Here is a 26,183-nt window from a genome sequence, read left to right as displayed (position 1 = left end):
ATTAAGGTAACGGGCTTTTGTTATTCTTCAATTGTCTCATCAAAAGTTTTTCTTCCTGGATTTATTTTATTAACATCAACATTTATTTTACTTATTGAATCTTCCGTTAAAGGTATTTTTCCATTATGCTCGATTTTTTTCCACACCTTTACATTACTCCTGTATAGATATTCTGATAAACGATATACATCAGCATCTAGTTTTAGACCTTCTTGATACGTTTCTTTAATTTCCTTTTCTATTTGTTGAGCGATATTTTTTCTCACTTCATCCGTAGTAATTTTTCCTTTAAATCCATTGAGTATTCCTTGTATTTTGATATCAACTTCAAATTGAACTTGATTGTTTTTATTAACAATTGGTTTAACTTCGAGATTTAAATGATCTAAATCGATAGTTAGATAATCCCTTTCACCACCTTCTATTTTAATTGTGACTTCTCCCCGACTTGTCTCGTCATTCATCCATTGATTCCCTCTTGTGGAGGAATCTGTAATAAAACCTTTAACCCCATCTTTTGAGAGAATACCTATGCCAGAAAAAGAGGTTTCCTCCGTTTGTTCCTTATCATTTTCCCAATTTTTCATTATTTTCACATAAGGTATACTAACCTCATGGCTTGGTTCATTTAAACCAATAATTAATTCCCTCAAATTTATAGGTTGAACAAATGATAATTGTTTATTAGTACTAAGTGGATTACTTAACTTTGAAGCTGTCATAGAATTTCGCAATATTGGTGTTACTAGCATTAAGTCATTAATAGGATCCTTTGTGCAATAGACCCAGATATGATATCTTGTCTCTCGAAAACGAATAAAAGTATCAATAACAGGAATGCTTCGTTCATTTTCCATGGCACGTTCTGAGAATATTAGGTATCTCATATGCCCCCAAAAGATCTCTTGATCAGATGAACGATACAATTTATAAATCGCTTCTTCAATTGTTTTACCTTCAGCATACCCGACTTCAGCAGGTTCAACATCACCGCCCGATTGCTGTGATCTAGCTACATCAGCAAAATTGATAATTTGTAAGTAAACTTTATATTTATCGTCTTCAAAATCAACCCCAACGGCATTGATATAGTACATTCTTTGAGGTTCCGTTACATCCCAACAGCCTGCCAGGAGCAGAGTAGAGGATAAAATAAGAAATAATAATTTATTCATTGTCATTTTTTCGCCTACTTTTATTAATAAAGTGTACCTTTAGTATTCGCCTACCGTTTTGGTTCTAAACTATAAAAAAAAACACTTTTGTACTAGGGAGGCAAATAACAGTATTGTTGATAAAACAGATCGCTAATTATTAGAGAATTAAAAAGTGTCAAATAAAAGAATTCTCCATAATGTATTTACTCTCTTGGTAGTTATTTGTAATAATAAAAATGTATTAATATATTAGAATGTTGTTTGTATTTAAAAAAATAAAAATGCCACAGATAGTGGCAAAGAAATAATATTAACTTTAAAGGAATTTATATCGTTCATTCCTTATAAGAGAGTACCTGTCCAAACCTTCTTTATCCACATTTTTACGAACTGGGGCACCATTTTAAAAAAAGTTACAGGTGCCCCAGCAAGTGCCCCAAAAAGTGCCCCAGTTAAATACATTTAGATATGCTTCGTTAGACAGGTATAGAAACCCTCATTAATACTAAACCTTGATATTATGCACATCAAAAAATTAAAAACATTAGGATAGAAACCAAGGTCATAAGTTATGCTTATCAAAAAAGATAATATTAATGTAATTTACTTATGAATATAAATGCGCTATCATGGGTATTGGAGAAAAGATGCTACACATTTTTAAAGCCTTTTCAAAAAGATATATTAGGGGGATCCGCAAATGGCACAAGGTAATTTACACAACAGCCGTGCATCATTCGAAGTGAATGGTAAAACTTACAATTACTATGACTTAGCTGCGATTGAAAAAGCTGGCGTTGCAAAAGTTTCAAACCTTCCTTACTCAATTAAAGTATTATTAGAATCTGTTTTACGTCAATATGATGCGTATGTAATTAAAGAAGAACACGTAAACGAATTAGCGAAATGGGGTAACGGTGCTGACCCAGAGGCAGAAGTACCATTCAAACCTTCTCGTGTTGTATTACAAGACTTTACTGGTGTACCAGTAGTTGTTGACCTTGCATCTCTTCGTTCTGCAATGAAAGAAATGGGCGGCGACCCAAGCAAAATCAACCCTGCTATTCCAGTTGACCTTGTAATTGACCACTCAGTACAAGTTGACAAATACGGTAATGCATCTGCATTACAAGCAAACATGGACCTAGAATTTGAACGTAACGCTGAGCGTTATAACTTCTTAAAATGGGCTCAAACTGCTTACAATAACTTCCGTGCTGTACCACCAGCAACTGGTATCGTTCACCAAGTAAACTTAGAGTACTTAGCTCCAGTTGTACACGTAAACGAAAATGCTGATGGCACATTCGAAACATTCCCAGATTCAGTAGTAGGTACTGACTCTCATACAACAATGATCAACGGTATCGGCGTTCTTGGATGGGGCGTAGGTGGTATCGAAGCTGAAGCAGGTATGCTTGGTCAGCCTTCATACTTCCCAATTCCAGAAGTTATCGGTGTTAAATTAGTTGGCGATCTTCCAAACGGAACAACTGCTACTGACTTAGCATTAAAAGTAACACAAGTATTACGTCAACGTGGCGTAGTGGGTAAATTCGTTGAGTTCTTCGGACCTGGCGTATCTAAATTACCACTAGCTGACCGTGCGACAATCTCTAACATGGCTCCTGAATATGGTGCTACATGTGGTTACTTCGCAATCGACGAAGAATCATTAAACTACATGCGTTTAACTGGTCGTGACGAAGAGCACATCGCGGTTGTAGAAGCTTACTTAAAAGCGAACCACATGTTCTTCGATCCAACATTAGAGCCAGTTTACACTGACGTTTTAGAAGTAAACTTAGCTGAAATCGAACCAAACCTTTCTGGTCCTAAACGTCCACAAGACTTAATTCCACTTTCTCAAATGCGTTCTCGTTACAAAGAAGCAGTAGTGGCACCACAAGGTACACAAGGTTTCGGTTTAACAGAAGATGAATTCGAAAAAACTTCTGTAGCGAAATTCGCTGAAGGCGATGTAGAAATTCCAACAGGTGCTGTTGCGATTGCTGCGATCACTTCTTGTACAAACACTTCTAACCCATACGTATTAATTGCTGCGGGCTTAGTGGCGAAAAAAGCTGTAGAAAAAGGTCTAACAGTGCCAAAATGGGTAAAAACTTCTTTAGCACCAGGTTCTAAAGTTGTAACTGGTTACCTTGAAGATTCAGGTTTACAAACATACCTTGACCAAATCGGTTTCAACACTGTAGGTTATGGTTGTACAACATGTATCGGTAACTCAGGTCCATTATTACCTGAAATCGAAGAAGCAATTAAAGCAAATGACTTATTCGTAACTTCAGTTCTTTCTGGTAACCGTAACTTTGAAGGTCGTGTACACCCACTTGTAAAAGCTAACTACTTAGCTTCTCCACCACTTGTTGTTGCTTATGCACTTGCTGGTACAGTGGATATCGATCTACAAAAAGATTCATTCGGTAAAGACAAAGATGGTAACGAAGTATTCTTCGCTGATATCTGGCCATCAACTGAAGAAGTTAATGCAGTATTAGGTACTGTTGTTAACCGTGAGTTATTCCAAAAAGAATACGAAACTGTATTCACAGCGAACGAAAAATGGAATGCAATTGAAACATCAACTGAGTCTCTATACACATTTGATGACAAATCAACTTACATCCAAAACCCACCATTCTTCCAAGGTCTTGCAAAAGAGCCAGAAGCTATTAAAGGCTTAGACGGCTTACGCATTATGGCGAAGTTCGGTGACTCAATCACAACTGACCATATTTCTCCAGCTGGTGCAATCGGTAAAGATACACCTGCAGGTAAATATTTAATTGAAAACGGTGTTGCAATCCGTGACTTCAACTCTTACGGTTCTCGTCGTGGTAACCACGAAGTAATGATGCGTGGTACATTTGCAAACATCCGTATCCGTAACCAAGTTGCTCCTGGTACAGAGGGTGGATTCACTACTTACTGGCCAACAGGCGAAGTAGAGTACATCTATGACGCATGTATGAAATATCAAGAGCAAGGTACTGGCTTAGTCGTACTTGCTGGTAACGACTACGGTATGGGTTCTTCTCGTGACTGGGCTGCGAAAGGTACATTCCTACTTGGCGTGAAAACTGTTATCGCACAATCTTACGAGCGTATCCACCGTTCTAACCTTGTAATGATGGGTGTTCTTCCACTTCAATTTATGCCAGGTGAATCTGCTGATACATTAGGCTTAACTGGTAAAGAAGAAATCTCTGTTAACATTACTGACAACGTAAAACCACGTGAAATCTTAACAGTAACTGCTAAATCTGAAGACGGCACAGTTAAAACTTTCCAAGCTTTAGCTCGTTTCGACTCAGAAGTAGAAGTAGACTACTACCGTCATGGTGGTATCCTACAAATGGTTCTACGCGCAAAAGCTGCTGAGTAATCATCATCATAAAAACCGATCTCTTAGGAGGTCGGTTTTTTTATTTATTAAGAGAGTGTTGGAAAGAAGTGACCAAAATATGTATAAATAGCACCAAATGACGGATATAATGGATAATTATAATTTAATTTCCAATGAACCTAGCATTTTCCCCATTCTTTCGATAAAATTAATAGGCAAGCATTAAATTTACATAAACGGGGGAAGATTGATTATGACAAAGAAGAAACATAAGCTTTATACAGCGGCTACAGCTGCAATGGCGGTTACTGCTGTGGCGGTAGTACCTGTTTCGGCGGCTAGTCCATTTTCAGATGTGAGTGAAGATTATGCGCATTTTAACAGTATTTCCACATTGCATGCAGCAGATATCATTAATGGTTTTCCAGATGGTACATTTAAGCCTTCAAAGGATGTAACACGTGGACAGGCAGCGAAGATGATAGCAAGTGCTTTTCATCTAACTACAACGGATATGACTGTCGAGAATCCGAATTTTAAGGATGTCGACTCATCTAGCCCATACTATAAAGCGATTGTTACATTAGTTAATCTTGGCGTTGTACAAGGCTATGAGGATGATACATTCCGTCCAAATGATACAATTACTCGTGGTCAAATGGCGGTAATGGTAGCTGAGGCTGCAGGTTTAACAGCGGAAGGTAAAAGTCCATTTACAGATGTACAGCAAAATAGTCCATTTGCTGATGCAGTAACAGCTCTGTATGAGGCAGGCATTGCGAAGGGTGTTACTGCCACAGAATTTGGTGTAGATAAAAATGTTACTCGTGGTCAGTTAGCAACATTTATTGTGAACGCATTAGGCTTAGCTGAGGATACACAGCCTACAACAGAAGTAAAAGAGGAAGAGCCTAAAGAGGAGCAAGTAACAGAAGAACAACCTACTACAACAAAGGATAGTGCTTTGTTAGAGGAAGTATTTACGAAAACATTAGCCAAGCAAAAAGAGCTAAAAAGCATGAAGGCTACCATGACGATCTCTCAGACAGTAGAGGCAAACGATGGTAAGGAAACCATGAAAATGGATTCTAAAGGCAACATGAAGATGGAAATTGTTACAGAGCCAATGCAATTCTTTGCTGATGGTTCAATGGCTTTAACAGATCCAACAAGTGGTGAAGCGATTAATTTGCCAATTAAAATGTATATGACGGCTAAAGATGGTATGTATATGTATGAGGCAGAACAAAAGGCCTGGGTAAAGTTCCCGAAACAATTATTTGAAGATGTACTGAGCCAAACAGGGATGCAGCCAGATGCAACTGAACAATTGGAGATGCTACAAGCATTTGCCGAAGATTTTACATTAGTAGAATCAGCAAACCGTTATGAATTAACATTAAAAGGCTCTGGCGATAAATTCACAGAGCTAGTGAAGCAGCAGCTTGGCGCAATGGATTTAGGAATGGAAGCCGATTTAGAGGCGCAAATGGGTAACATTTCCTTTGATGGTCTCACATATAAATTATTGATTAATAAAGAAACATTCGATGTAGAAGAAATTGCTATGGATATGACATTAAAGATGCAAGTAGAAGGCAATTCGATCAAAACAAGACAGCAAACAACGATTAAATATCATGATTTCAATGCGGTAACTACAATTACAATTCCAAAAGATGTACTAGACAATGCAAAGGAAATGGATTTGAGTGCATCAGAAACAACACCAGTAAGCAAATAATACAAAAAGTAGGTTTATGCCAAGTATATTGGCGTAAACCTACTTTTTTATGCCTTAGTGGAAGCCCATTAATTCTTTTACTTTCGCTGTGTTTGAAGCGGATGTCAGTGTTTCTAGTAAGCGAAAGGCAACATCAAAGGCTGTTCCTGGATTGGAGGAGGTAATGATATGGTCAGTTTGCACAATGCGCTCGTTGATAATTGCCGCACCATAGCCTTTTAGCTGTGCTATACGTTTACTTGTTGGATGATTATAGGTTGTTGCTTGACGATGCTGAAGAATTCCACTGTGGCCTAAAATAAGAGAAGCTACACAGATTGTTGCAATCGGTTTTTTGTGTTCATCAAAGTGGCGAACGACTGCCTGAAATTCCTCGCTAAAGGCGTCCTTATAAAAGCCTGCTTCCTCAAAGCCACCAGGAATCGCTAATGCATCAAAATCCTCTAATACAATTTCATGGAGCAATTTTTCAGGAGTGACTTTAAAATTCCATGTGCATTGCAGCTGTTCATGCAAGCCGACTGTAACCACCTCTGTTGTCCCATCACCTTCCCACTTATTCCAGCCGAGCACATCAGTAAAGACACTCGCCTCCACCGCTTCAAAGCCATTTGCTAATAATAACAATATTTTTTTCATAGTTGTTTTGCCTCCTTTATTGATATTATTGTAAACAAAAGGGAGAAAAGATTACATACGTTGTATAATGGATTTTAAGTAAAAAACCTTATTTGAAAAGGTATTATGTCATAAATAATTGATTTAGAAAGGTGATGGACCATGGATCATATTGATACACAAATATTACAGCAGTTACAGCAAAATGCCAAAATCTCGATGAAGGAATTAGCTACTACCGTTCATTTATCCTCTCCTGCTGTTATTGAAAGAGTCAAAAAGCTGGAGGAGCAGGGTGTGATTGAAGGCTATCATGCAAAGGTAAATTTGAAAAAGATGGAGCGTACGATTGAAGCTATTATTTTATTTAAATCCATTGATTGTAAAAGTCTTTCTTCATTTTGTAATGCCCATCCTGATGTTTTGGCATGCTATCGGGTGGCAGGAGAAATTAGCTATATTGTTCAACTAGCAACCTATTCAGTAGAAACATTAGAACAATTTATTGATGCGGCTATGCCCTATGGCACACCCTCTACTAATATCGTGTTATCTTCAACGGAAAAACAGGTGATTACCCCATTTGCTGACAATGATTTGGGGTAAATGACAAAAAAAGCAAACCTCGAAGCCGTGAGCACCGTTTATAGGGTAGAGAGGAGGAAGAATGTTGCTAATTCATGAACTGGAAAGAATAATGGAACAGCATACAGAGAGGCTTATTCGTCTTGCCTTTTACTATGTGAGAGATTTACAAAGCGCTGAAGATATCGTACAGGATGTCTTTATTAAATTCTATGATAATCAGCAAAACTATGAGGAACGTGGGGAGCTAAGGGCGTATTTATCGAAATTAGTTAGTAATCGAAGTAAAGATTATATACGCAGCTGGACCTATCGGAAAATTCAAGTGCAACAGAAGATTTTTCCACAGCAAACCGTTATGAGAAGAGATATGCTTGTACAGCAAGATGAACGTACTTTGATTGAAAATGCGATTCTAGCTCTCCCCTTCAAGCAGCGAGAGGTCATTATACATTTTTATTTTGAAGAAATGCCTGTGGTGGACATTGCAGAGCTGTTAACTATTCCTGAAAGCACCGTCAAAACAAGGCTACGTCGTGGACGAGAGTTATTAAAGCTACAATTACAGCATGTTGAATGGGAGGTGCTTCTGCATGAGTAAAATGGATGCTCGTGTAGTAAGGGATTTATCAGAAAGCAAAAAGCGTGTGATGACAAATGTGGTTCAGCATTTACACCAACGCCATGAAAAAAAACCTGCAAAACGCTGGCCATATGGTGTTTTGGCTATGATTTTAAGTGTCTGCATAGGGCTGTTTATATATCAGCAATATAATGAACAACAACAGCAAGCTTCTACTATTCCACCCGTATTAGATGAGAGGATCTTAGAGCTGTATTTACAACTTGATTCTTTTATGAACGGAAAGAATCGTTTATATAAGGCAAGCTTTGATAATTTTTTATATTTTGAATCAACCTTTGTTTATGCGCAATCGAAAAAACTAGTACCTACACAAGAGCAAATAGATAAGGCACTCGAACAGTTCATGCAAGAGTGGAGCTATGAAAACGATACTCGGCCAACTTATGAGAAGCTTCTGCAAATGTTGCAAGTCACAAACGAAGGGTTTATAGAGAACTATGGCAAGCCAATTGCCTATAAAATGGCTACATTTGACTTATTATGGGAGGCAAGCCAAGCCGATTATAAGGAGGTAAGTAATCCCATTCGTACATGGCTTGTCGAGCAAAAAGCCATGAATTATTTAGAACAACATTATCATAAAGACATTGCCTCCTTACGAGAAAAATATAAAATCCCAGAAAAGGACAGCCAAATGAAGCTCATCAGAAGTGGAACGGTCTTAGCGATCAAGGAACATGAATTTTTAGTTGTCTCGGGCGTCTTAGATAGCGAGATTGGTCAAAAATCTGTAGATGAATTAGTGCAGAAACATAGAAATGGTACATGGTTCCCTCTAGTGGATGTCCCGAAAACACTATCAGTTGGTGACCGAGTAGAAGTCCAGTATAGACAGTCGATTGGGAACGATGACGCTCAGCCATTCATTGATTATAAGGATATCGTAGAGATGAAAATAGTAAAGGAATTTCAATAACAAGAAGCTAGACATTCAAGGATTTTAGAATGTCTAGCCTTTTCTTTAAAGTTGGATTCATATACAATAGTTGTAATATTTTTCTAAAATAGAGGTGTTGATTTGGTATTTGCTATATTAGATAATGCGACAGCGTTTTTCCTAAGCTTACCTCTTCTACTGATTTATTTAAAAAGTATGTCACAGGAAGAATCCTTTTGGCGTTGGTCAATGCCCTTATGGCTGTTGAATTACTTTTGCATTCGATATTTTGTCTCGGATGGAGAAATTTTTTGGGTTGTCCTCTTTTGGCAGCTACTATTTTTATGGCCAATTACTCTAGCAATCTATATCCATTTATACAACAAGGAAAAGAAGTGGGCATTTTATATAGGCTTAAAGAAAAAGCATGTTGTGATTGTGACAACATTGATGCTGCTATTTGGGAGCTCACTCGTTTATTCACTTTATCAGACAAATCAGCAGGTGATTGCGTTCCATCGGCAAGTAATGCAGGAGCTTGAGGATAGTTCTGACCGACAGCTTTATTTGATGCACAATACAATGAAGCCTACGACGCTTCTTGAAGTAGCGGATGATATAGCTGATGTGCGAAAGGGGCAGGTGAATGCATTTACCTTTCCTTGGCGCAGTAAGGTGATTGTACACCATGATAATTGGCAAAAGGAATTTACATATGTCCGTTTTAATGAGAGCTGGAAGTTAGATGGGATATACCGAGAAAGTGAATATCAAAATTAATAAGCAAAGGGGAGTCAAAGAGTTGATACAAGATGTACTGAAGGAAGAAGAATTAAAGGATCGCTTAAAGGCATTGAAAAAGGGGCAAGCAACAATGGAGCTAGAAAATCAAGAGCAGCTTGTGCATTCCATGTTAGCACATATCGGTTCTATTGATAGTGAGCTACGAGATACTTATATTTATGGCAGCTTTTATGAATGGATTTTAGAAAAAAACTTGCTAGACCATCGTTCCTTAACGGAGTTATGGGATTATAGCTTAAACCATTTATTAGTTAAGGGAATTGGAGAAAAGGAATCAGATTGGGTCTTTACTCGCTCCTTTACATCATTATTAGTAGTGCTTATTTTAGCAAGAGATCTACAGGATAATTTTTTATCCAAGGCTAGCATAGCGGACTGTCAAACAAAGTTACTAAGCTATGTATCATCTGAAAAGGATGTAAGAGGCTATGTGCCTGGCAAGGGATGGGCACATAGTGTGGCGCATGTTTCAGATGCTATCGATGAACTGGTGAAAAATCCAAAATCATTGAAAACAGCCTATCCGGATATGTTACATGCATTATGGTCCATCTATTTACAACCGGATTACGTTTTTATCCATGATGAGGATGAACGACTATTAGTGCCTATATTCGCAATGTTGGAGCAGGGGCTGGAACAAAATGAAGTCATCCATATAGTGCAGCAAATGCCATTAACCTTAGCCATATTAAAGGAACAGCTGAGTGAGGAACAATACAGAATAGTACTATTCAATAGTAAAACATTGCTAAAGAGCTTTTTGATTCAAACCATTCATCAGCCACAATATGCTGATCTCCATCAAAGTATTGCCACTTGTCTCAACGAAATTTTTTAGGTTGTCCACCGTTGACAGACAATTGGTAATTTGCTAAGATGAGTGACAATAAAAGCATACAAATTCGTTGATGAGAAAGAGTAGTGTTTCACTTTGTTCTACAGAGAGCCGACATTTGGTGGAAGTCGGTGTGCAGGTGTTACATGAAAATCCTCTCTGAGAAGATTAGCTGAATCGAGTAAGCTAATCCGGGTGTCTACCGTTAAAAAGAACACGTATGATTGTACGTTGCTGAGCGCTATTGGCCATTGTGTCAATAGAATTAGGGTGGTATTCGCGGTTAACCCCGTCCCTTTACCTAGGGACGGGGTTTTTTGTATGCCTTTTATACAAATTTGCTTGTATAGGAGGAACTAATATGCAGAAAGAACAAAAGAAGGAAACAACAGTGGAACGAGAAACAAGGATTCGTACATTGTGGGCGCAAGAAGGGACCTTCGCCAAATCCGTAAGTAATCGTGCTGGACAGCAGCCCTTTGTATTTTATGAGGGACCCCCAACAGCGAATGGTTTACCACAATGTCGGCCATGCATTTGGTAGAACCATAAAAGATGTGGTGGCACGTTACAAAACGATGCAAGGCTATTTGGTTGAACGAAAAGCTGGTTGGGATACACATGGTTTACCTGTCGAATTAGGGGTAGAAAAGGCATTAGGGATCTCAGGAAAGCAGGAGATTGAGAACTATGGGGTGGAGCCATTTATTCAAGCATGTAAAAAGAGCGTTTTTACCTATGAGCAAAAATGGCGTACCTTTACAGAGCAACTTGGCTACTGGCTCGACATGGATGATCCTTACCTAACACTTAGTAATGACTATATCGAATCAGTGTGGCATATTTTAAGCCATGTTCACAAGGAAAAACTGTTATACAAGGGACATCACGTTTCACCTTATTGTCCTAGTTGTCAAACTTCCTTAAGCTCTCATGAGGTGGCACAGGGGTATAAGGATGTCAAAGATTTATCCGTTACTGCAATGTTTAAGCTAGAGGATCGAGACGAATATTTCTTAGGCTGGACAACGACGCCTTGGACATTACCAGCCAATGTAGCCTTGGCTATGAATCCTGCTCTTCGATATGTCCGTGTAAGGCATGCAAACAGCATCTATATACTAGCCAAATCGTTGGTAGCAAAGGTTTTTTCAGAGCCTGTTGAGATATTAAGTGAGCATGACGGTCAGGATTTTGCAGGTGTTTCCTATCGATCGCCATTTTCCTATCTAGCCGTCGATAAAGGGCATATCGTTGTCATGGCAGATTATGTGACAGAGCAAAGTGGCACAGGAATTGTACACATAGCACCTGCTTATGGAGAGGACGATTATAAAACGGTGCAGCAACATGGCTTGTCCTTTGTCAATGTAGTTGATCTTAAAGGCTGTTATACAGAAGCGGTACCTGAGCTTGTTGGACGATTTGTAAAGGACTGTGATGTCGACATCATTAAAATGCTTGCAGCAAAAGAGCTTTTATTTACTAAAGAAAAATATGAGCATAGCTACCCACATTGCTGGCGCTGTGATTCACCATTATTGTACTATGCAACAGATAGCTGGTTTATCAAAATGTCGGCAGTAAAAGAGCAGCTTTTACAAAATAATCAGCAGGTGACATGGTACCCGAGCCATATCAAGGATGGACGATTTGGCAACTTCCTAGAAAACTTAGTGGATTGGAATATTAGTCGTAATCGTTATTGGGGGACACCACTCAATGTGTGGGTCTGTCAGGATTGCAGTCATGAGGAGGCACCTAACAGTGTTGCAGCACTACAACAATTAGCCAAAGGAGCTGTCGATGAACAATTAGAGCTCCATAAGCCATTTATAGATGACATTGTCTGTACCTGTCCTGTCTGCCAAGGCGACATGAGACGTACGCCTGAAGTTATTGATGTTTGGTTTGACAGTGGCTCGATGCCATTTGCCCAACAGCATTATCCTTTTGAAGATGTTGCGAACTTTCATCATCAATTTCCAGCAGATGTGGTCATTGAGGGAATCGACCAAACGCGAGGATTTTTCTATAGCTTATTAGCAGTATCGACCTTGTTTACAGGAAAACCACCTTATAAAAATGTGCTATCGCTAGGGCATGTACTCGATGAACATGGACAGAAGATGTCCAAAAGTAAAGGCAATGCATTAGAGCCTGTTGAGTTAATCGAGGAGTATGGAGCAGATGCTCTACGTTGGGCATTTTTAGTGGATAGCTCACCATGGAATCCAAAGCGTTTTTCTAAGAAAATTGTCTTAGATGCGAAATCTAAGCTGGTGGATACACTCGACAATACGTTTACATTTTATGACATGTACGCCCAGATCGATGGCTTTACGTATGATGCTACAAATAAAGGTACACGTTCACAGCTAGATCATTGGATATTGTCTCGCTTACATCACACTATTCAGCTTGTCACAACCTCCATGGATGATTATCAATTTACACAGGCTACAAGGGAAATTGGTCAATTGGTGGAAGAATTAAGCAACTGGTATATCCGTCGTTCACGTGCTAGATTTTGGGCAAATGGAATGACAGCAGATAAACGGGGTGCATTTAGTACACTTTACGAGGTACTGACATCCATTTGTCAATTAGTAGCTCCGTTTACGCCGTTTATAGCAGAGGATATTTACCGTCAATTATGTAGGAAAAGTGTTCATCTTGAGAAATACCCATTATTCGACGATCAACTAGTAGATGTGAAGCTTGAACAAGGAATGGCAACAGTCTTAACAGTTGTGGAACTTGGACGTAGCATTCGCAATAGTCAGGGAATAAAGGTCAAGCAGCCTTTAAGTGAACTCATTGTTGCCTTAAAAGGTGAACTGTTGGATTACCAAGCCTATAGCGAGCTCATTCAGGATGAGTTAAACATCAAAGCCTGTAGATGGACACATGATTTTTCAGCCTATGAACGCGTGCATTATAAATTGTACTTTAAAACAGCGGGAGCGGCATTTGGTCCAAAGGTTAATCAAGTAAAAGAATATGTGGTGACATTAACAGAGGAAGAGAAACAAAAGCTACAACATCATGAAACTGTGGATCTCATGATGGATGGTCAACAGCTAACATTATTAAGGGAACATGTAATAGCTGAATCAATCGTCAAGGACCATTATATTTTAGCGGAGGATAGCACTTGCCGTGTCTTGATGAATGTACAACTAACGGAGTGCCTACTACAAGAAGGGCAAATGCGAGAATTGATTCGTACAATACAAGATGCACGAAAAAAATGGCAGCTACCAGTGACGCAATATGTATTGATTGCCTTTAATGGTAGTCCAGAGGTACTTTCCATCATTCAGCAGCACGAAGCTTTATTACAAGCCAATGTATTAGTCAAAGCTATTCATTATGGTGAGGTATGGCCTCATGCAAATTCCATTGAGACGGCATTGTTTAATGAAAAGCTCACTTTATTTGTCTCTCTATAAAAGAAATGCTCAGGGAATTCCTGAGCATTTTCTATGTATGCTATAATAAGCCACTTGCGAGATAACATGCTGTTGCCCAAATAAAGACGGCGGAGCATTTATTAAATAGTCGCATCAACTTTCCAGAGCCGTCTAGTTTTTTGAACGAGGCCCCAGTCAATGTGAGACCGAAAAACCATAGCCAGGAAATGAACACACAAGCAACGGTGAACATCATTTGCTCGGTTCCACTATATTTTAATGCGCTCGTACCAATGACACCGATTGTATCTAAAATAGCATGTGGGTTGAGCAGTGACACAGAGAGTGCGAAGAGAATTTGTTTTTTTATAGGCAATGCTTCGCTATTTTCAGTGTTTACTGGATTTGAACGCCAAATGCTATAGCCCATATAAAGTAAAAAAATGATACCCATAATCATTAAAGTGATACGTAGCCACTCAAACTGTAGAACTATTAATGACAGACCGAATACCGCAAGTAGAATAAGCAGTGTATCACAGATCGCAGCTGTCACACCTGCTGGCAAAGCGCGCAATAAAGTTGGTTGTGTAGCACCTTGTGAAAAAACAAAAACATTTTGTACGCCTAGTGGCAAAATAAGTCCAAATGCTAAAATGATTCCATGAAGAAAAGCTTCCAACGATCATACCTCCTTTCTTTACTCATTTTAGATATGGTATAACTAAAAGAAAACGACCAATTGGATGGTTTTTTATCCACCCAATTTTATAGTGGAAGGAGAAGGAACATGAGCTGGCAGCCAAATAGACGAAGTGATAATACATTACAGCAGCAGATTGTACAGTGGATAACAGCCAATGTGGAACGAGGAGACTGGGCTGCAGGGACAAAACTACCTACCCAAAGACAGTTGGCCATGCAGTTCGATGTGAATCGTAGCACGGTTCAGCAGGCTTTGGAGGAATTAAAAGCAATGGGCATTCTTGAAGCAAAAGTAGGCTCTGGTGTTTATGTTACGCACAATTCCTGGCATGCATTAATCCAACAAACACAGCCGAATTGGCAAACCTATATCGAAACAAGCATCCATAAGCCAAACTACCACACTATCCAATTAATTAATGAATACGAACAGCGTGATGATGTAATTCGTTTAGGAACAGGAGAGCTAGCACCTTGCTTGTTGCCCACCAAGGAAATAGAAGCTTCACTGCGAGAGCTATCCTTTCAATCCAAAGCATTAGGCTACTCTTCGCCACAAGGCAATGATCAGCTTCGTAAAGCTATTTGTAAATATGTCCAAAAAAGAGGCATTACTGCTGAGCCTCAAAACGTCTGTATAGTCTCAGGTGCTCTTCAGGCACTTCAATTGATTGCTGTTGGCTTATTAGAACAGGGGTCCATTGTGTTCCAAGAGCCAACCTCCTATTTAAATTCAGTCCATCCATTTCAGTCAGTCGGCATGCAAATGATTAGTATTGATCGTGATGAACAACTTGCCCAAACATTGACGCAAAGGAAACGAAAGAAACAAGCCGTGTTTTATGCCATACCTACTTTACATAATCCTACAGGTCATGTGTGGACAGGACGGGAAAAAGAACAGCTATATGAAGCATGTCAGGCATCACGCATTCCGATTATAGAGGATGATGTCTACCATGAATTGCTTTTTGAAGAGACGTCACCGCCGATTAAGGCCATGGATAATAGTGGACAAGTTCTTTATATTGGCAGCGTCTCGAAAACCTTAAGCCCTGGGCTACGCATTGGCTGGCTCATTGGTCCAACCACTGTCATTGAGCGATTAGCCGATATAAAAATGCAAACAGACTATGGCTCAAGTGCCATTTCACAAGAAATTGTCCTTCATTGGCTGCAATCAGGAAAATATGAAAAGCATCTTGCTGGATTACGTCAACAATTACAGGAGCGAGCCGATTTTACGGAACAGCTGTTAACGGAGAAATTTACAGAGGTGGCGAATTGGAGCAAACCAAAGGGAGGTTTTTATATTTGGCTTAAGTTTCATGAGCCACTTGTAGATAAAGACTTTTTTATGAAGCTATTGCAGCAACAAGTATTAATCAATCCAGGCTATATCTACGATCCACACGATCATCACCATATTCGGCTATCCTATGCCTATGCAACCTTTGAAGAATTACAAGAAGGCTTACGAATCCTGCATGAATGTGTGGTTGCGGCTATGGTACGAAAGAGTAAGTAAGGACTTGTTCTGAGGTTAGGGAAACGTGGAAGTGAGGAGGTCGCTCTAAATAAGGTGAGAAGTGATCATGGAATTCAAGAATCCGCTCCCAAGTGGGTGAGAAGTGATCTAAAAAGAGAGGAATCTGCTCCAAAGTGGTTGAAAAGTGATCATAAAGATGAAGACCCCGCTCCAAAGTGGTTGAGAAGTGATCAAAAAAGTAAGGTCCCCGCTCCAAAGAAAGTGAGAAGCGATCAAAAAAGTAAGAAACCCGCTCCAAAGTGGTTGAGAAGTGATCAAAAAAGTAAGAAACCCGCTCCAAAGTGAGTAAGAGGTGATCCAAAAGAGAGGAATCCGCTCCAAAGAAAGTGAGAAGTGATCAAAAAAGTAAGAAACCCGCTCCAAAGTGAGTAAGAGGTGATCCAAAAGAGAGGAATCTGCTCCAAAGTGATTGAAAAGTGATCAAAAAAGTGAGGCCCCCGCTCCAAAGTGATTGAAAAGTGATCAAAAAATGAGGCCCCCGCTCCAAAGTGATTGAAAAGTGATCAAAAAGATGAGGCCCCCGCTCCAAATTCTGTAAGAAGTGATCAACATAGCAAGCCCTCTCTTAATCAAGTATCCACGCTCAGTCACTCATCTCAACAGCAGAAAAGAAAGTGAATAATCCGAGCATTGTATCCATACATTTTAGAAGAATAGAAGTATTTTAGTTTGATTACGAACATAAAGAGGTGAACGATTGGAGAATTTGCCACCGGGTTATTTTCAGGTGCCTCAGCCTATTCGAGGTGATGGGGCTGGAGGGGTGGATAAGGGGCCACGGGATGTTATGAGGGATTTAGAAAATCCTGATATGTTGGTGCCACCAACGACCGATGCGGGTTTGATTCCAAATTTGCGTTACTCGTTTTCCGACACGCATATGACCTTAAATCAAGGTGGATGGTCTCGGGAAATTACGGTTCGTGAATTGCCGATTGCTACGACTTTGGCGGGTGTGAACATGAGTTTGACACCAGGAGGCGTACGTGAGCTGCACTGGCATCAACAGGCAGAGTGGTCTTATATGCTGCTTGGCCATGCTCGCATTACAGCTGTCGATCAGAATGGTTGTAACTTTATAGCGGATGTGGGACCCGGTGATTTATGGTATTTTCCACCTGGCATTCCTCATTCCATTCAAGGGCTTGAGGACGGCTGCGAATTTTTATTAGTATTTGATGATGGGCATTTCTCTGATCTGAATACACTGTCTATCTCGGATTGGTTTGCTCATACGCCAAAAGAAGTGTTATCAGCGAATTTTGGGGTTCCTATTCATGCTTTCGATCACATTCCGGGTGAACAAGTGTATATTTATCAGGATCGAGTGCCAGGTCCTATCGAATCACAGAAAGTGCAATCTCCTTATGGGGAGGTTCCGCAAACCTTTAAACATCGTCTCTTGGCACAGCCACCATTGAAAACACCTGGAGGCAGTGTGCGCATTGTCGATTCGACTAATTTCCCAATCTCTAAAAATATCGCGGCTGCACTGGTGGAAATTGAGCCAGGGGCGATGCGGGAGTTGCATTGGCATCCGAACAACGATGAATGGCAATATTATCTGCAAGGAAAAGGACGTATGACAGTTTTCACAGGAAATGGAACGGCTCGAACATTTGATTATCGGGCGGGAGATGTTGGCTATGTACCATTTGCCACGGGGCATTATATTGAAAATACTGGAACAGAGCCATTATGGTTTTTAGAAATGTTTAAAAGTGATCGATTCCAAGATGTGTCTTTAAATCAATGGATGGCCTTAACTCCGACAGAATTGGTGCAAAGTAATTTGCAGGTCGGTCCTGAGCTGCTAGAGGCACTCAGAAAAGAAAAATGGCCAGTAGTGAAATATCCTGGTTTTTCCTATTATCCGAAATAATCAAAGCAGGTGAGGATGTTCTCGCCTGCTTTTAGTTTAATATTGATATTTTTTGCGTGTCAGGAGCAAAATAGCAATGGCTGGTATTGTACATATGAGCATGGCTGCGAAGGACAGACCTGGCGATATTTCGTATAAATAGCCACCTAAAAACGTCAGGATGGCGGTACTTAAGCCCATAGCTAATGCAGAGTATAACCCCTGTGCATTGGGTATTTGTTCCTTTGGTAGCGCTTTTGTTAAGTAGCGAATAAAGGCAAAATGGGCTAATGCAAAGGATAATGCGTGCAAGGTTTGAGAAGCTATAAATACCCAGACATTTGGGAACAAAAAGATAAGTAACCAACGTAGGGAAGAGCCGCTCGCTGCTAAGAGTAATAAGGATGATGAGCGCCATTTCGTCAATAACGTATCAGCCTTCATAAAGTAAAGAATTTCGCAAATAACAGCGATATTAATAATCATACCCATATAGAATGGATCAACCTGTAAATCTTCTAAATAAATATAACCGTAGCTATAATAGGAGGCATGTGCACCCTGTAGCAAGATCACGATGAATAAAACAATCGGGAAGCCTTTGATCGTCCATAGTGTTTTCATCGACAATGATTTTGCACGCTGTTCTTTTGTTGGTACTACGAGTAATTCCTTTGGTGTTGCTAATTGTTGCATAAGTAACATGCCCACCAACCCTATAATCATGCTCCAGAAGATGATGTTCTTTCCAAAAACGCCTGTCAGCATACTAATAATTAAAACAGCGATGACAAAGCCAAATGAACCATAGGAACGGCTTTTACCATAATGAATATTGCCATACTGCACAAGCGTAGCGGCACTGCTTTCCACAGCAGGTAATAGAGCTGGGTAAAAAACACTAAATAAAATGGTCACGATTAATAATGCTGTAAAGCCTGTGCTTGGAATATAGAGCAAGGCAGTTAGCAACGAGCCTATTGCTAAAATTGTAATGAGTCGTTTATTGTGTACATATTTTGCAAGTGTTGGGAAGAAGAAAAGATTGGATGTGGCACGAGCTAGTAGCCCACAGCCCATCACTACACTTGCCTGCGAGACGGTTAGATGTTTGGCATCCACCAGCCAACCTGTCCAGTAGGGTAAGAAAATGCCCCACGTGATAAAAAATGTAAAGAAATTCTGAGAAAGCCATCGTTGATTGTTCATATAATTTTCGTACCTCCATTAACTATGTTGAATAATAGCATGTTCATCGCTACAATAATGTGAGATATCTCATATTTTTTATAGGAGAGAGAGAAAAAAATGCATATTTTAACAGCTGAAGCTCGTACCCATTATCTTGAAAAATATCCGATCGATGATTTTTTCTCATTTGATATCAATCCCTATTTAGAAGTCCGTCAGTTTGACAAGGGTGAGTGGATCTTCCAGGAAGGCTCCTTTCCAGACACAGTGTATTACATGATAGAAGGAAAGGCGAAGCTCTATATGACACATAAAAATGGGAAGGTTTCGCTTATTGAATACCTAGAAGCTCCTCTTTTTATGGGGGAAATTGAATTATTAAATGAGGCTAGGTATACAAAGGGGATACAAACCGTCACCAAAACAATTTGCTATTCAATTACACAGTCATGTAAGGATAAGTTACTTGCGGATGCCTTGTTTTTACGTAGACTTTGTGTATTTTTAGGGGAAAAAGCGACAAAAATGACATCTAAATATACACAAAATCAGGCCTATCCGTTGGAAAATCGCTTAGCAGCCTTTATCCAATTATCTGCCGACCAAGGTGTCTACAAGGAAAAGCATACGGAAATCTGTGAGTATTTAGGGGTCTCCTATCGCCATTTGTTATATGTCTTGGCACAGTTTTGTGAAGAGAGGATTTTGGAAAAGCGTAAGACGGGCTATCAAATTATTGATAAAACCCGTCTAGCCCAGCTTGCACAGGAAATACTATGAAAACAACCATTCCATAAAGGTTTCCTATTTTAATTTTTTCACGGTGTTTCCTATTTTTAGTTATGACAGCTAAGAAACACATCGCTACAGTTTTATAAGCTATAAATTGAAAATGGATTTGACTTCTTTAGATGAAGTCAAATCCATTTTTGTTGTATTCACTTTTTTTAATTAGCCAGCGAGCGATATCCTTGCCGCTATGGTAAAAGTCCACTTCATTTACCTTGTTTTTTCGGATAGAGAGGTCAGGGATGTTTTCTAAAACGTCAAAAGGTAAAACACCGATACATAAATGATTATTTGATGGAAAATCTCCTTGCGGCTTATTGCCACTTTGTATCGCTTCACTATGCTTGTTCATTGAGTTTTGTGTCATATGGAATGCAAGTAGTTCTCCTTGTGCCAATGCAGTGCTTGATGAGTAACCAGTACCTTTCATTCAACATGCCCCCTTTTGTCGTTACATTTATTGTACAAGACTAGATGGGAAAATAGCCGTTATTTACAAGGCTTTTACAATAACTTTAAGGTTCATGGAAGATTTAGTAATTTGTAACCGTATTCATACCATTATGGAATAAAAACCATAGAAAACTGATATATATTCTTTTAAAAAAACTCATACACAAACTATTGTGAATTTTTCTAACACGAAGTATTATTGTAATTAGATTTAACGTGAAAGTTTTCACAAAGTCGCGAAATCGTTAGGAGGAATTTTTAATGAGTGCAATTCGAGTAGGTATTGTAGGATATGGAAATTTAGGACGTGGTGTGGAGTATGCCATTTCACAAAATCCAGATATGGAATTAGTAGCGGTGTTCACACGACGTGATCCTTCGACAGTAAACGTAGCAAGCAATGCGAGCGTATATTTAGTAGATGACGCTGAAAAATTCCAAAACGACATTGATGTTATGATTTTATGTGGTGGTTCTGCAACAGATTTACCAGAGCAAGGTCCACATTTTGCACAATGGTTTAATACAATTGATAGCTTCGATACACATGCGAAAATTCCTGAATTTTTCGATGCTGTAGATGCAGCGGCACAAAAATCTGGTAAAGTATCTGTTATCTCAGTTGGTTGGGATCCAGGTCTATTCTCTTTAAATCGTCTATTAGGAGAATCAGTATTACCAGTTGGTACAACATATACATTCTGGGGCGATGGCTTAAGTCAAGGACACTCAGATGCTGTCCGTCGTATCGAAGGTGTTAAAAATGCTGTTCAATACACATTACCGATTAAAGAAGCGGTAGAGCGAGTTCGTAACGGTGAAAACCCTGAATTAACAACACGTGAAAAACATGCACGTGAATGTTGGGTTGTGCTAGAAGAAGGTGCAGATGCAACAAAGGTTGAACAAGAAATTGTCACAATGCCTAACTATTTCGATGAATATAATACAACAGTGAACTTTATTTCTGAAGATGAATTTAAAGCAAATCATACGGGTATGCCACATGGTGGTTTTGTCATTCGCAGTGGTGACAGTGGTGCAAACGATAAACAAATTCTCGAATTCTCATTAAAATTGGAAAGTAATCCAAACTTTACATCTAGCGTATTAGTGGCTTATGCACGTGCAGCACACCGTTTAAGTCAAGCGGGTGATAAAGGGGCGAAAACAGTATTTGATATCCCATTCAGCCTACTTTCGCCAAAATCAGCTGCTGAATTACGTAAAGAATTATTATAATCTTAACGAATGATCCCGATTATCATAGAGTTGATAATCGGGAATTTTTTAAGCCTAAATGTTTGCTATAGTAGGTTGCCAATGAAACGGTACAGTTGTGGAATGATGTTTTGTCCATTGTAAAAATTCATCTACATGTCGAATACCAAATTCTAAGACAGCTTGATAAATAAAAATGGAGGCGTATGGTATAGGAAGATGTAGCATTGCTTCCTTTATATCGAGAATAGCTTTTCTAGTTTCCTCTGTTAAGTGGTTTTTCATAAAGGGTACTAAGTCTTTAGAAATGGCCCCTTTTTGGCTATTTGAAAATAACCACATATCAATATTCCACTCAACTTCCTCCGCTCGGTAAAGCAGTTTAAAATAATGTCCATTAAAATCGGAACTCGTATAATCTCTATATTTAAGTTCAATGACGTTCTTGTTCAGTGTAAGCATGGCTAATTCGATCATGATGATGTGAGGATTAGGTTCATCACAAAATGTTTCAATGTCAATATCGGGGGCAACCATCAAATTATAAGCAGCTGCCCCTACTACAAAGCAATCGCCTACAGTACGCCATTTCTGAATCAGTTGTAAGTCAGTTAAAACTCTTTCTGCTTGTTGTTTTCTTTGCATGGCTCTATCAAGACTGTTCATTTATCCACTTTCCTCCTAAATTTTAGTAATATAATAGAATACTAAAATTAGGAAGAAAATGCAAACTAATTTCTACTTCTATTCCCTCAACAAAAAATAGTGGGGGATTAAACCTATAAAAATACATAAAAAATATGGTAAACTGTCAATAATTTAATAATCTGAATTTTTGTAGAAATCTTTGTAACCTTACAAAATATGGAGGTTATGTTTATATGACAGCAGATATTATTATTCAATCAAAATGTATGGCCCCAAATCCATCCACGCATTGTATTAGTAGAGCAACACTAATGCGAACGTTAAAGAAAAGCCATCATCATACTTGTACTTTCTTGCATAGTGGTGCAGGGTACGGTAAAACAACCATTCTAACTCAATTTCTTGCAACCGAATCAAGTACGTTTTCTTGGTATAGTATTTCTGATGAAGATGATAATTTATTACCCTTTTTGAGGCACCTCTTTTTTAGTATACAGCGCGTCGTACCGAATTTTGGTCATACATTTGATGGGTGGAATCAATTATCGCGCTTTCCAAAAATGGATGAGCTCAATCGATGGTATAAGCTTTTTGTCAATTGCCTCTGCGATATAGACGAGCCTCTTCTCATCGTGATTGACGACTTTCACCTAGTAGATCATGTTTTTCCTATTAATTATTTCATGGAAAAAATCATTGAATTTGCTCCACCCAGCATTCATTTTATTTTGGCTTCCAGAACACTACCCAATTGGGATATTATGAGGAAATTAAAGCTTCAAAAAAGATGGCTCGTTATAAAAGAGGATGAACTGGCATTTTCAACTGAGGAGATTGCAGTGTTTTTTGAAGAATATGTAGATGTACATTTATCCGAGGCTGAAATGAAAAAAGTATTAGAGATCACTGAAGGGTGGGCCATTAGCATTTCCTTATTGGCAGAGCAATGGCATCATGCTTCGCTAGATCATTGGCTGACGATTCCCACAAATGAGCTATTCACCTATTTATCAGAGGAAGTTTATAGTAGGATGACTGCTACTGAGCAGGAGACGATTTTAAAATTAGCGATTTTTCCGACCTTTTCTGCGGAGCTATTGGAAGCGTTTTATGGCGCTGAGATTGCGCAAATGCTGAATGCACTAACTCAGCGTCATTTATTTATCCAACCTGTGACAACAGATGGCTTCTATCGTTTTCATGCATTGTTTAGTCGATTTTTAGAAATGAAATGGCGACAGTATCCAACACAACATGCGGACCTTCATAAACAAGCAGCATTGTATTATGTAGAACATCAAAATATTCAAGCTGTCCTGTATCATGCCTTTAAAACGAATGATCATCATTTTTGCGGAGAGCTGTTACAGCTTCATGCAGAATCAATCGTACGGGCTGGTCAATTTGAATGGTTGCTCGAAAAAATCAATCGATTCACTACACAGGAAAAAGATAAATTTTATAAATTAAATTATTTTGAAGGTGAATGTCATCGCTACCGAGCTTATTATGAAAAAGCGAAACAATCCTATGAAAAATGTGCAATCCTCGCACAGAAGCAGCGGGATCACCTATTTATGACAAAGTCTCAAGCTGGGATAGCTCATATTTACTTAGACACCATTCAACCTGCTTTAGCAGAGCCATACCTCGAGAAAGCATTAGAGCTAGCGAAACATACACCATTGCGCAAAGAGGAATTACTAGAACTTCAACGGCAATACGCTGAAAATTTAGTGAATCTAGGGAAGGCCAAGGGTGCACAGCTCTTTATAGAGGACGTCGCATTGCCAGCGGATGTCATACAGCGAGCAAATGTTGATGTACGTGTTTTACTACGAACAGGACAACTACGGGAGGCCAAGGAGTTATTAGCGCAGCGACTTGAATTACCGCCTCAGCTTGTTTCAACCCATCGAGAAAGTGAACTGCTGGCAGCTTTCGTTTATGCACTGTTAGGTCAAGGCAAAGAAGCCTGGTATGCTGCCCAGCATGGCATTCGAAGAGGATTAAAAGAGAAGTCTATTTTCATAGAGGCGGTTGGCTATATCAGAAAGGCTCATGCCCTGCTGTTAATGGATTTCCCAGATCATTATGGGGCATGTCAAGCCTATGAAAAAGCGTTGACCCTCATGAATGCCATTAATATTTCTCGTGTGAAGGCGGAGCCATATATGGGGTTAGCCATTGTCAAACATTTGTTAGGTGATATGGTAGAGGCTAAGAAATATTTAGCACTGGGCTTACAGGAAACGGAGCAAGTTCAAGATGCTTGGATGACTGCGCTTATACTTTTAGCAGAAGTAAAAATTATACTTTCTGAGCAAGAAATAGGGCGAGCAAAGCAATTATTAAAGAAGACACAGCAACTATTTCAGGAGTGCGGTGATCGCAATGGCTTGATGCATGTAGTATTTTATCAATCAGTGATTGCCATGCAAGAGTGTAATAAGAAGCCGTTTCAACAGTATTTTCAACAGTTTGCACAACTAGTTGTTTCAAATGGTTATGAATACTTCTTACAAAGGCCAACGATACTGGGTCCGAGCAATCGAATGATTTTTTACGAGCTATTGCAATTTAGTCAAAAATGCCAAATGGAGCATCCGTCTATCATAGCATTGCAAAGTTATTTTCAGGTCGAGGATGGCATCAGTTATCCGCATGATGAAGTACAGATGAATCTTTTTGGGAGTTTAAATTTAATTCGTACACAACGCAAGCTGGAAGACAAAGAATGGCAACGTGATAAATCGAAGGAATTATTCGTGTACCTCTACTGTCATCGCCATCGATTTACTCCAAAGGAAGAAATAGCACAGGCATTATGGCCCGAACGCAGTGTCGAGTCCTTAGATCGAGATTTTAAGGTGGTGTTAAATACGTTACTTAAAGTGTTGGAGCCACAACGTCATGCAAGACAAGATAGCTTTTTCATTCAGCGGAAAAATAATATGTATCAATTACAAAATCTTGCTTTTCTTCAAATTGATGTTGAACGCTTTCACTATTATTACAGCTTAGGAATGGAGGAATTTGATCCACAGCTGTCCAATGAGTGGCTCTTATTAGCGGAAGCGAGCTATACGGATGCGCTCTATGCGGAAAAAAAGCAAATCGATTGGCTAACGCAGGACCGTGAAAAGCTACAATTTTTATATATCGAAGTCTTGGAACGACTAGCACAAAATGCAACAAGACAACAGCAATATAAAAAAGCCATTTTTTTCGCAGAAAAGATGTTACGCGAAGATGCACTCTGGGAGGAAGCGTATCGCCTGCTCATGTACAGCCACTACCAACTCCAAAACCGCTCCCTGGCCTTAAAATGGTATGAAAAATGTGTCCAACAATTACAACAGGAGCTAAACACAACCCCGATGGAATCCACCATGACGGTCTATGATTTGATAATGGGTTAGCCGATGTTGTTTAGGCTAAGCGAAGTGATTCAACTGCTCCTAAGTAATATAAAAGTGCTCCTATTGAGGGGAGGACCGCTCCTAAGAGTAGACAAAGCGCTCAAACTAAGGGAAGAGCCGCTCCTAAGAAAAGATAAAGCGCTCTAACTATGAGTAGAGTCGCTCCTAAGTGTAGACAAAGCGCTCTAACTAAGGGAAGAGCCGCTCCTAAGAAAAGATAAAGCGCTCTAACTATGGGTAGAGTCGCTCCTAAGTGAAGACAAAGCGCTCAAACTGAGAGTAGAGCTGCTCC

The 26,183-nt window shown here is 39.3% G+C and carries 20 protein-coding genes and 1 other annotated feature; of the genes, 14 read left to right on the top strand and 6 right to left on the bottom strand.

What is annotated here, in order from left to right:
• Nucleotides 1-20 precede the first annotated feature (20 nt).
• Entirely contained in the window at nt 21-1,181 is a 1,161-nt protein-coding gene (locus MKZ14_RS11965; protein WP_339279919.1) for a Ger(x)C family spore germination protein, read from the bottom strand.
• 676 nt (nt 1,182-1,857) lie between these two features.
• On the opposite strand from MKZ14_RS11965, the gene acnA reads away from it, so the two are divergent.
• A complete protein-coding gene (gene acnA / locus MKZ14_RS11960; RefSeq protein WP_048393126.1) occupies nt 1,858-4,563 on the top strand; it encodes an aconitate hydratase AcnA in 2,706 nt (901 codons plus the stop codon).
• 214 nt (nt 4,564-4,777) lie between these two features.
• A complete protein-coding gene (locus MKZ14_RS11955) occupies nt 4,778-6,268 on the top strand; it encodes an S-layer homology domain-containing protein (protein WP_339279917.1) in 1,491 nt (496 codons plus the stop codon).
• A 54-nt stretch (nt 6,269-6,322) separates the two neighbouring features.
• On the opposite strand, the gene MKZ14_RS11950 is transcribed toward MKZ14_RS11955, so the two are convergent.
• The gene (locus tag MKZ14_RS11950; RefSeq protein ID WP_016994225.1) at nt 6,323-6,907 is read right to left on the bottom strand and encodes a DJ-1/PfpI family protein; all 585 of its coding nucleotides are present in this window, start codon (nt 6,905-6,907) and stop codon (nt 6,323-6,325) included.
• A 141-nt stretch (nt 6,908-7,048) separates the two neighbouring features.
• On the opposite strand from MKZ14_RS11950, the gene MKZ14_RS11945 reads away from it, so the two are divergent.
• From MKZ14_RS11945 to ileS, 7 genes are all read left to right on the top strand, one after another.
• On the top strand, nt 7,049-7,492 hold the full coding sequence (locus MKZ14_RS11945; protein ID WP_016994226.1) for an Lrp/AsnC family transcriptional regulator: 444 nt from the start codon (nt 7,049-7,051) through the stop codon (nt 7,490-7,492).
• Nucleotides 7,493-7,556: 64 nt separating this feature from the next.
• The gene (locus tag MKZ14_RS11940; RefSeq protein WP_016994227.1) at nt 7,557-8,072 is read left to right on the top strand and encodes a sigma-70 family RNA polymerase sigma factor; all 516 of its coding nucleotides are present in this window, start codon (nt 7,557-7,559) and stop codon (nt 8,070-8,072) included.
• Nucleotides 8,065-9,033 carry a DUF3221 domain-containing protein gene (locus tag MKZ14_RS11935; RefSeq protein WP_339279915.1) on the top strand — a complete coding sequence of 323 codons (969 nt, stop codon included), beginning with the start codon at nt 8,065-8,067 and terminating at the stop codon, nt 9,031-9,033. The genes MKZ14_RS11940 and MKZ14_RS11935 overlap by 8 nt, the downstream gene beginning before the upstream one ends.
• A 102-nt stretch (nt 9,034-9,135) precedes the next feature.
• Entirely contained in the window at nt 9,136-9,774 is a 639-nt protein-coding gene (locus MKZ14_RS11930; RefSeq protein WP_312125248.1) for a hypothetical protein, read from the top strand.
• Nucleotides 9,775-9,796: 22 nt separating this feature from the next.
• Nucleotides 9,797-10,639, top strand: coding sequence for a DUF2785 domain-containing protein (locus MKZ14_RS11925; RefSeq protein WP_339279914.1), 843 nt, complete (start codon nt 9,797-9,799; stop codon nt 10,637-10,639).
• A gap of 58 nt (nt 10,640-10,697) precedes the next feature.
• Nucleotides 10,698-10,936 (top strand) — a binding site (T-box leader).
• Nucleotides 10,937-10,997: 61 nt separating this feature from the next.
• Nucleotides 10,998-11,180 carry a hypothetical protein gene (locus MKZ14_RS11920; protein WP_339279913.1) on the top strand — a complete coding sequence of 61 codons (183 nt, stop codon included), beginning with the start codon at nt 10,998-11,000 and terminating at the stop codon, nt 11,178-11,180.
• On the top strand, nt 11,146-14,091 hold the full coding sequence (ileS, locus tag MKZ14_RS11915; RefSeq protein ID WP_339279912.1) for an isoleucine--tRNA ligase: 2,946 nt from the start codon (nt 11,146-11,148) through the stop codon (nt 14,089-14,091). The genes MKZ14_RS11920 and ileS overlap by 35 nt, the downstream gene beginning before the upstream one ends.
• A gap of 40 nt (nt 14,092-14,131) precedes the next feature.
• On the opposite strand, the gene MKZ14_RS11910 is transcribed toward ileS, so the two are convergent.
• Nucleotides 14,132-14,734 (bottom strand): LysE/ArgO family amino acid transporter, encoded by a 603-nt coding sequence (locus MKZ14_RS11910; RefSeq protein ID WP_339279911.1) that lies wholly within the window; start codon nt 14,732-14,734, stop codon nt 14,132-14,134.
• A 108-nt stretch (nt 14,735-14,842) separates the two neighbouring features.
• On the opposite strand from MKZ14_RS11910, the gene MKZ14_RS11905 reads away from it, so the two are divergent.
• Both MKZ14_RS11905 and MKZ14_RS11900 read left to right on the top strand, forming a co-directional pair.
• Nucleotides 14,843-16,285 carry a PLP-dependent aminotransferase family protein gene (locus MKZ14_RS11905; protein ID WP_339279910.1) on the top strand — a complete coding sequence of 481 codons (1,443 nt, stop codon included), beginning with the start codon at nt 14,843-14,845 and terminating at the stop codon, nt 16,283-16,285.
• A 718-nt stretch (nt 16,286-17,003) separates the two neighbouring features.
• A complete protein-coding gene (locus MKZ14_RS11900) occupies nt 17,004-18,188 on the top strand; it encodes an oxalate decarboxylase family bicupin (RefSeq protein ID WP_339279909.1) in 1,185 nt (394 codons plus the stop codon).
• A 36-nt stretch (nt 18,189-18,224) separates the two neighbouring features.
• Here the strand turns inward: MKZ14_RS11900 and MKZ14_RS11895 are convergent, their stop codons facing one another.
• Entirely contained in the window at nt 18,225-19,376 is a 1,152-nt protein-coding gene (locus tag MKZ14_RS11895) for an MFS transporter (RefSeq protein ID WP_339279908.1), read from the bottom strand.
• Nucleotides 19,377-19,475: 99 nt separating this feature from the next.
• Here MKZ14_RS11895 and yeiL point away from each other — a divergent pair, with 99 nt between their 5' ends.
• On the top strand, nt 19,476-20,138 hold the full coding sequence (yeiL, locus tag MKZ14_RS11890; protein WP_016993644.1) for a transcriptional regulator YeiL: 663 nt from the start codon (nt 19,476-19,478) through the stop codon (nt 20,136-20,138).
• Nucleotides 20,139-20,265: 127 nt separating this feature from the next.
• On the opposite strand, the gene MKZ14_RS11885 is transcribed toward yeiL, so the two are convergent.
• A complete protein-coding gene (locus tag MKZ14_RS11885; RefSeq protein ID WP_036079321.1) occupies nt 20,266-20,577 on the bottom strand; it encodes a hypothetical protein in 312 nt (103 codons plus the stop codon).
• A 284-nt stretch (nt 20,578-20,861) separates the two neighbouring features.
• Here MKZ14_RS11885 and MKZ14_RS11880 point away from each other — a divergent pair, with 284 nt between their 5' ends.
• Complete coding sequence (locus tag MKZ14_RS11880) at nt 20,862-21,842, top strand: diaminopimelate dehydrogenase (RefSeq protein WP_036079320.1); 981 nt, start codon at nt 20,862-20,864, stop codon at nt 21,840-21,842.
• A gap of 54 nt (nt 21,843-21,896) precedes the next feature.
• Here the strand turns inward: MKZ14_RS11880 and MKZ14_RS11875 are convergent, their stop codons facing one another.
• Nucleotides 21,897-22,487, bottom strand: a complete 591-nt coding sequence (locus MKZ14_RS11875) for a hypothetical protein (RefSeq protein WP_339279906.1) — start codon at nt 22,485-22,487, stop codon at nt 21,897-21,899.
• 215 nt (nt 22,488-22,702) lie between these two features.
• On the opposite strand from MKZ14_RS11875, the gene MKZ14_RS11870 reads away from it, so the two are divergent.
• The gene (locus MKZ14_RS11870) at nt 22,703-25,891 is read left to right on the top strand and encodes a BTAD domain-containing putative transcriptional regulator (RefSeq protein ID WP_339279904.1); all 3,189 of its coding nucleotides are present in this window, start codon (nt 22,703-22,705) and stop codon (nt 25,889-25,891) included.
• The last annotated feature ends 292 nt before the right edge of the window (nt 25,892-26,183 follow it).

This window comes from Lysinibacillus sp. FSL P2-0066 (assembly GCF_037969495.1).
In the GTDB taxonomy this organism is placed as follows: Bacteria; Bacillota; Bacilli; order Bacillales_A; family Planococcaceae; genus Lysinibacillus; species Lysinibacillus boronitolerans.
Note: the sequence above shows the minus strand (reverse complement) of the source record. Positions and strands in the feature narration are given on the sequence as shown.

What these genes read in the sequence shown, in the direction of transcription:
- MKZ14_RS11965 (WP_339279919.1), bottom strand. Translation starts at nt 1,181, where the DNA reads ATGACAATGAATAAATTATTATTTCTTATTTTATCCTCTACTCTGCTC.
- acnA (WP_048393126.1), top strand. Translation starts at nt 1,858, where the DNA reads ATGGCACAAGGTAATTTACACAACAGCCGTGCATCATTCGAAGTGAAT.
- MKZ14_RS11955 (WP_339279917.1), top strand. Translation starts at nt 4,778, where the DNA reads ATGACAAAGAAGAAACATAAGCTTTATACAGCGGCTACAGCTGCAATG.
- MKZ14_RS11950 (WP_016994225.1), bottom strand. Translation starts at nt 6,907, where the DNA reads ATGAAAAAAATATTGTTATTATTAGCAAATGGCTTTGAAGCGGTGGAG.
- MKZ14_RS11945 (WP_016994226.1), top strand. Translation starts at nt 7,049, where the DNA reads ATGGATCATATTGATACACAAATATTACAGCAGTTACAGCAAAATGCC.
- MKZ14_RS11935 (WP_339279915.1), top strand. Translation starts at nt 8,065, where the DNA reads ATGAGTAAAATGGATGCTCGTGTAGTAAGGGATTTATCAGAAAGCAAA.
- MKZ14_RS11920 (WP_339279913.1), top strand. Translation starts at nt 10,998, where the DNA reads ATGCAGAAAGAACAAAAGAAGGAAACAACAGTGGAACGAGAAACAAGG.
- ileS (WP_339279912.1), top strand. Translation starts at nt 11,146, where the DNA reads ATGGTTTACCACAATGTCGGCCATGCATTTGGTAGAACCATAAAAGAT.
- MKZ14_RS11905 (WP_339279910.1), top strand. Translation starts at nt 14,843, where the DNA reads ATGAGCTGGCAGCCAAATAGACGAAGTGATAATACATTACAGCAGCAG.
- MKZ14_RS11895 (WP_339279908.1), bottom strand. Translation starts at nt 19,376, where the DNA reads ATGAACAATCAACGATGGCTTTCTCAGAATTTCTTTACATTTTTTATC.
- yeiL (WP_016993644.1), top strand. Translation starts at nt 19,476, where the DNA reads ATGCATATTTTAACAGCTGAAGCTCGTACCCATTATCTTGAAAAATAT.
- MKZ14_RS11885 (WP_036079321.1), bottom strand. Translation starts at nt 20,577, where the DNA reads ATGAAAGGTACTGGTTACTCATCAAGCACTGCATTGGCACAAGGAGAA.
- MKZ14_RS11880 (WP_036079320.1), top strand. Translation starts at nt 20,862, where the DNA reads ATGAGTGCAATTCGAGTAGGTATTGTAGGATATGGAAATTTAGGACGT.
- MKZ14_RS11875 (WP_339279906.1), bottom strand. Translation starts at nt 22,487, where the DNA reads ATGAACAGTCTTGATAGAGCCATGCAAAGAAAACAACAAGCAGAAAGA.
- MKZ14_RS11870 (WP_339279904.1), top strand. Translation starts at nt 22,703, where the DNA reads ATGACAGCAGATATTATTATTCAATCAAAATGTATGGCCCCAAATCCA.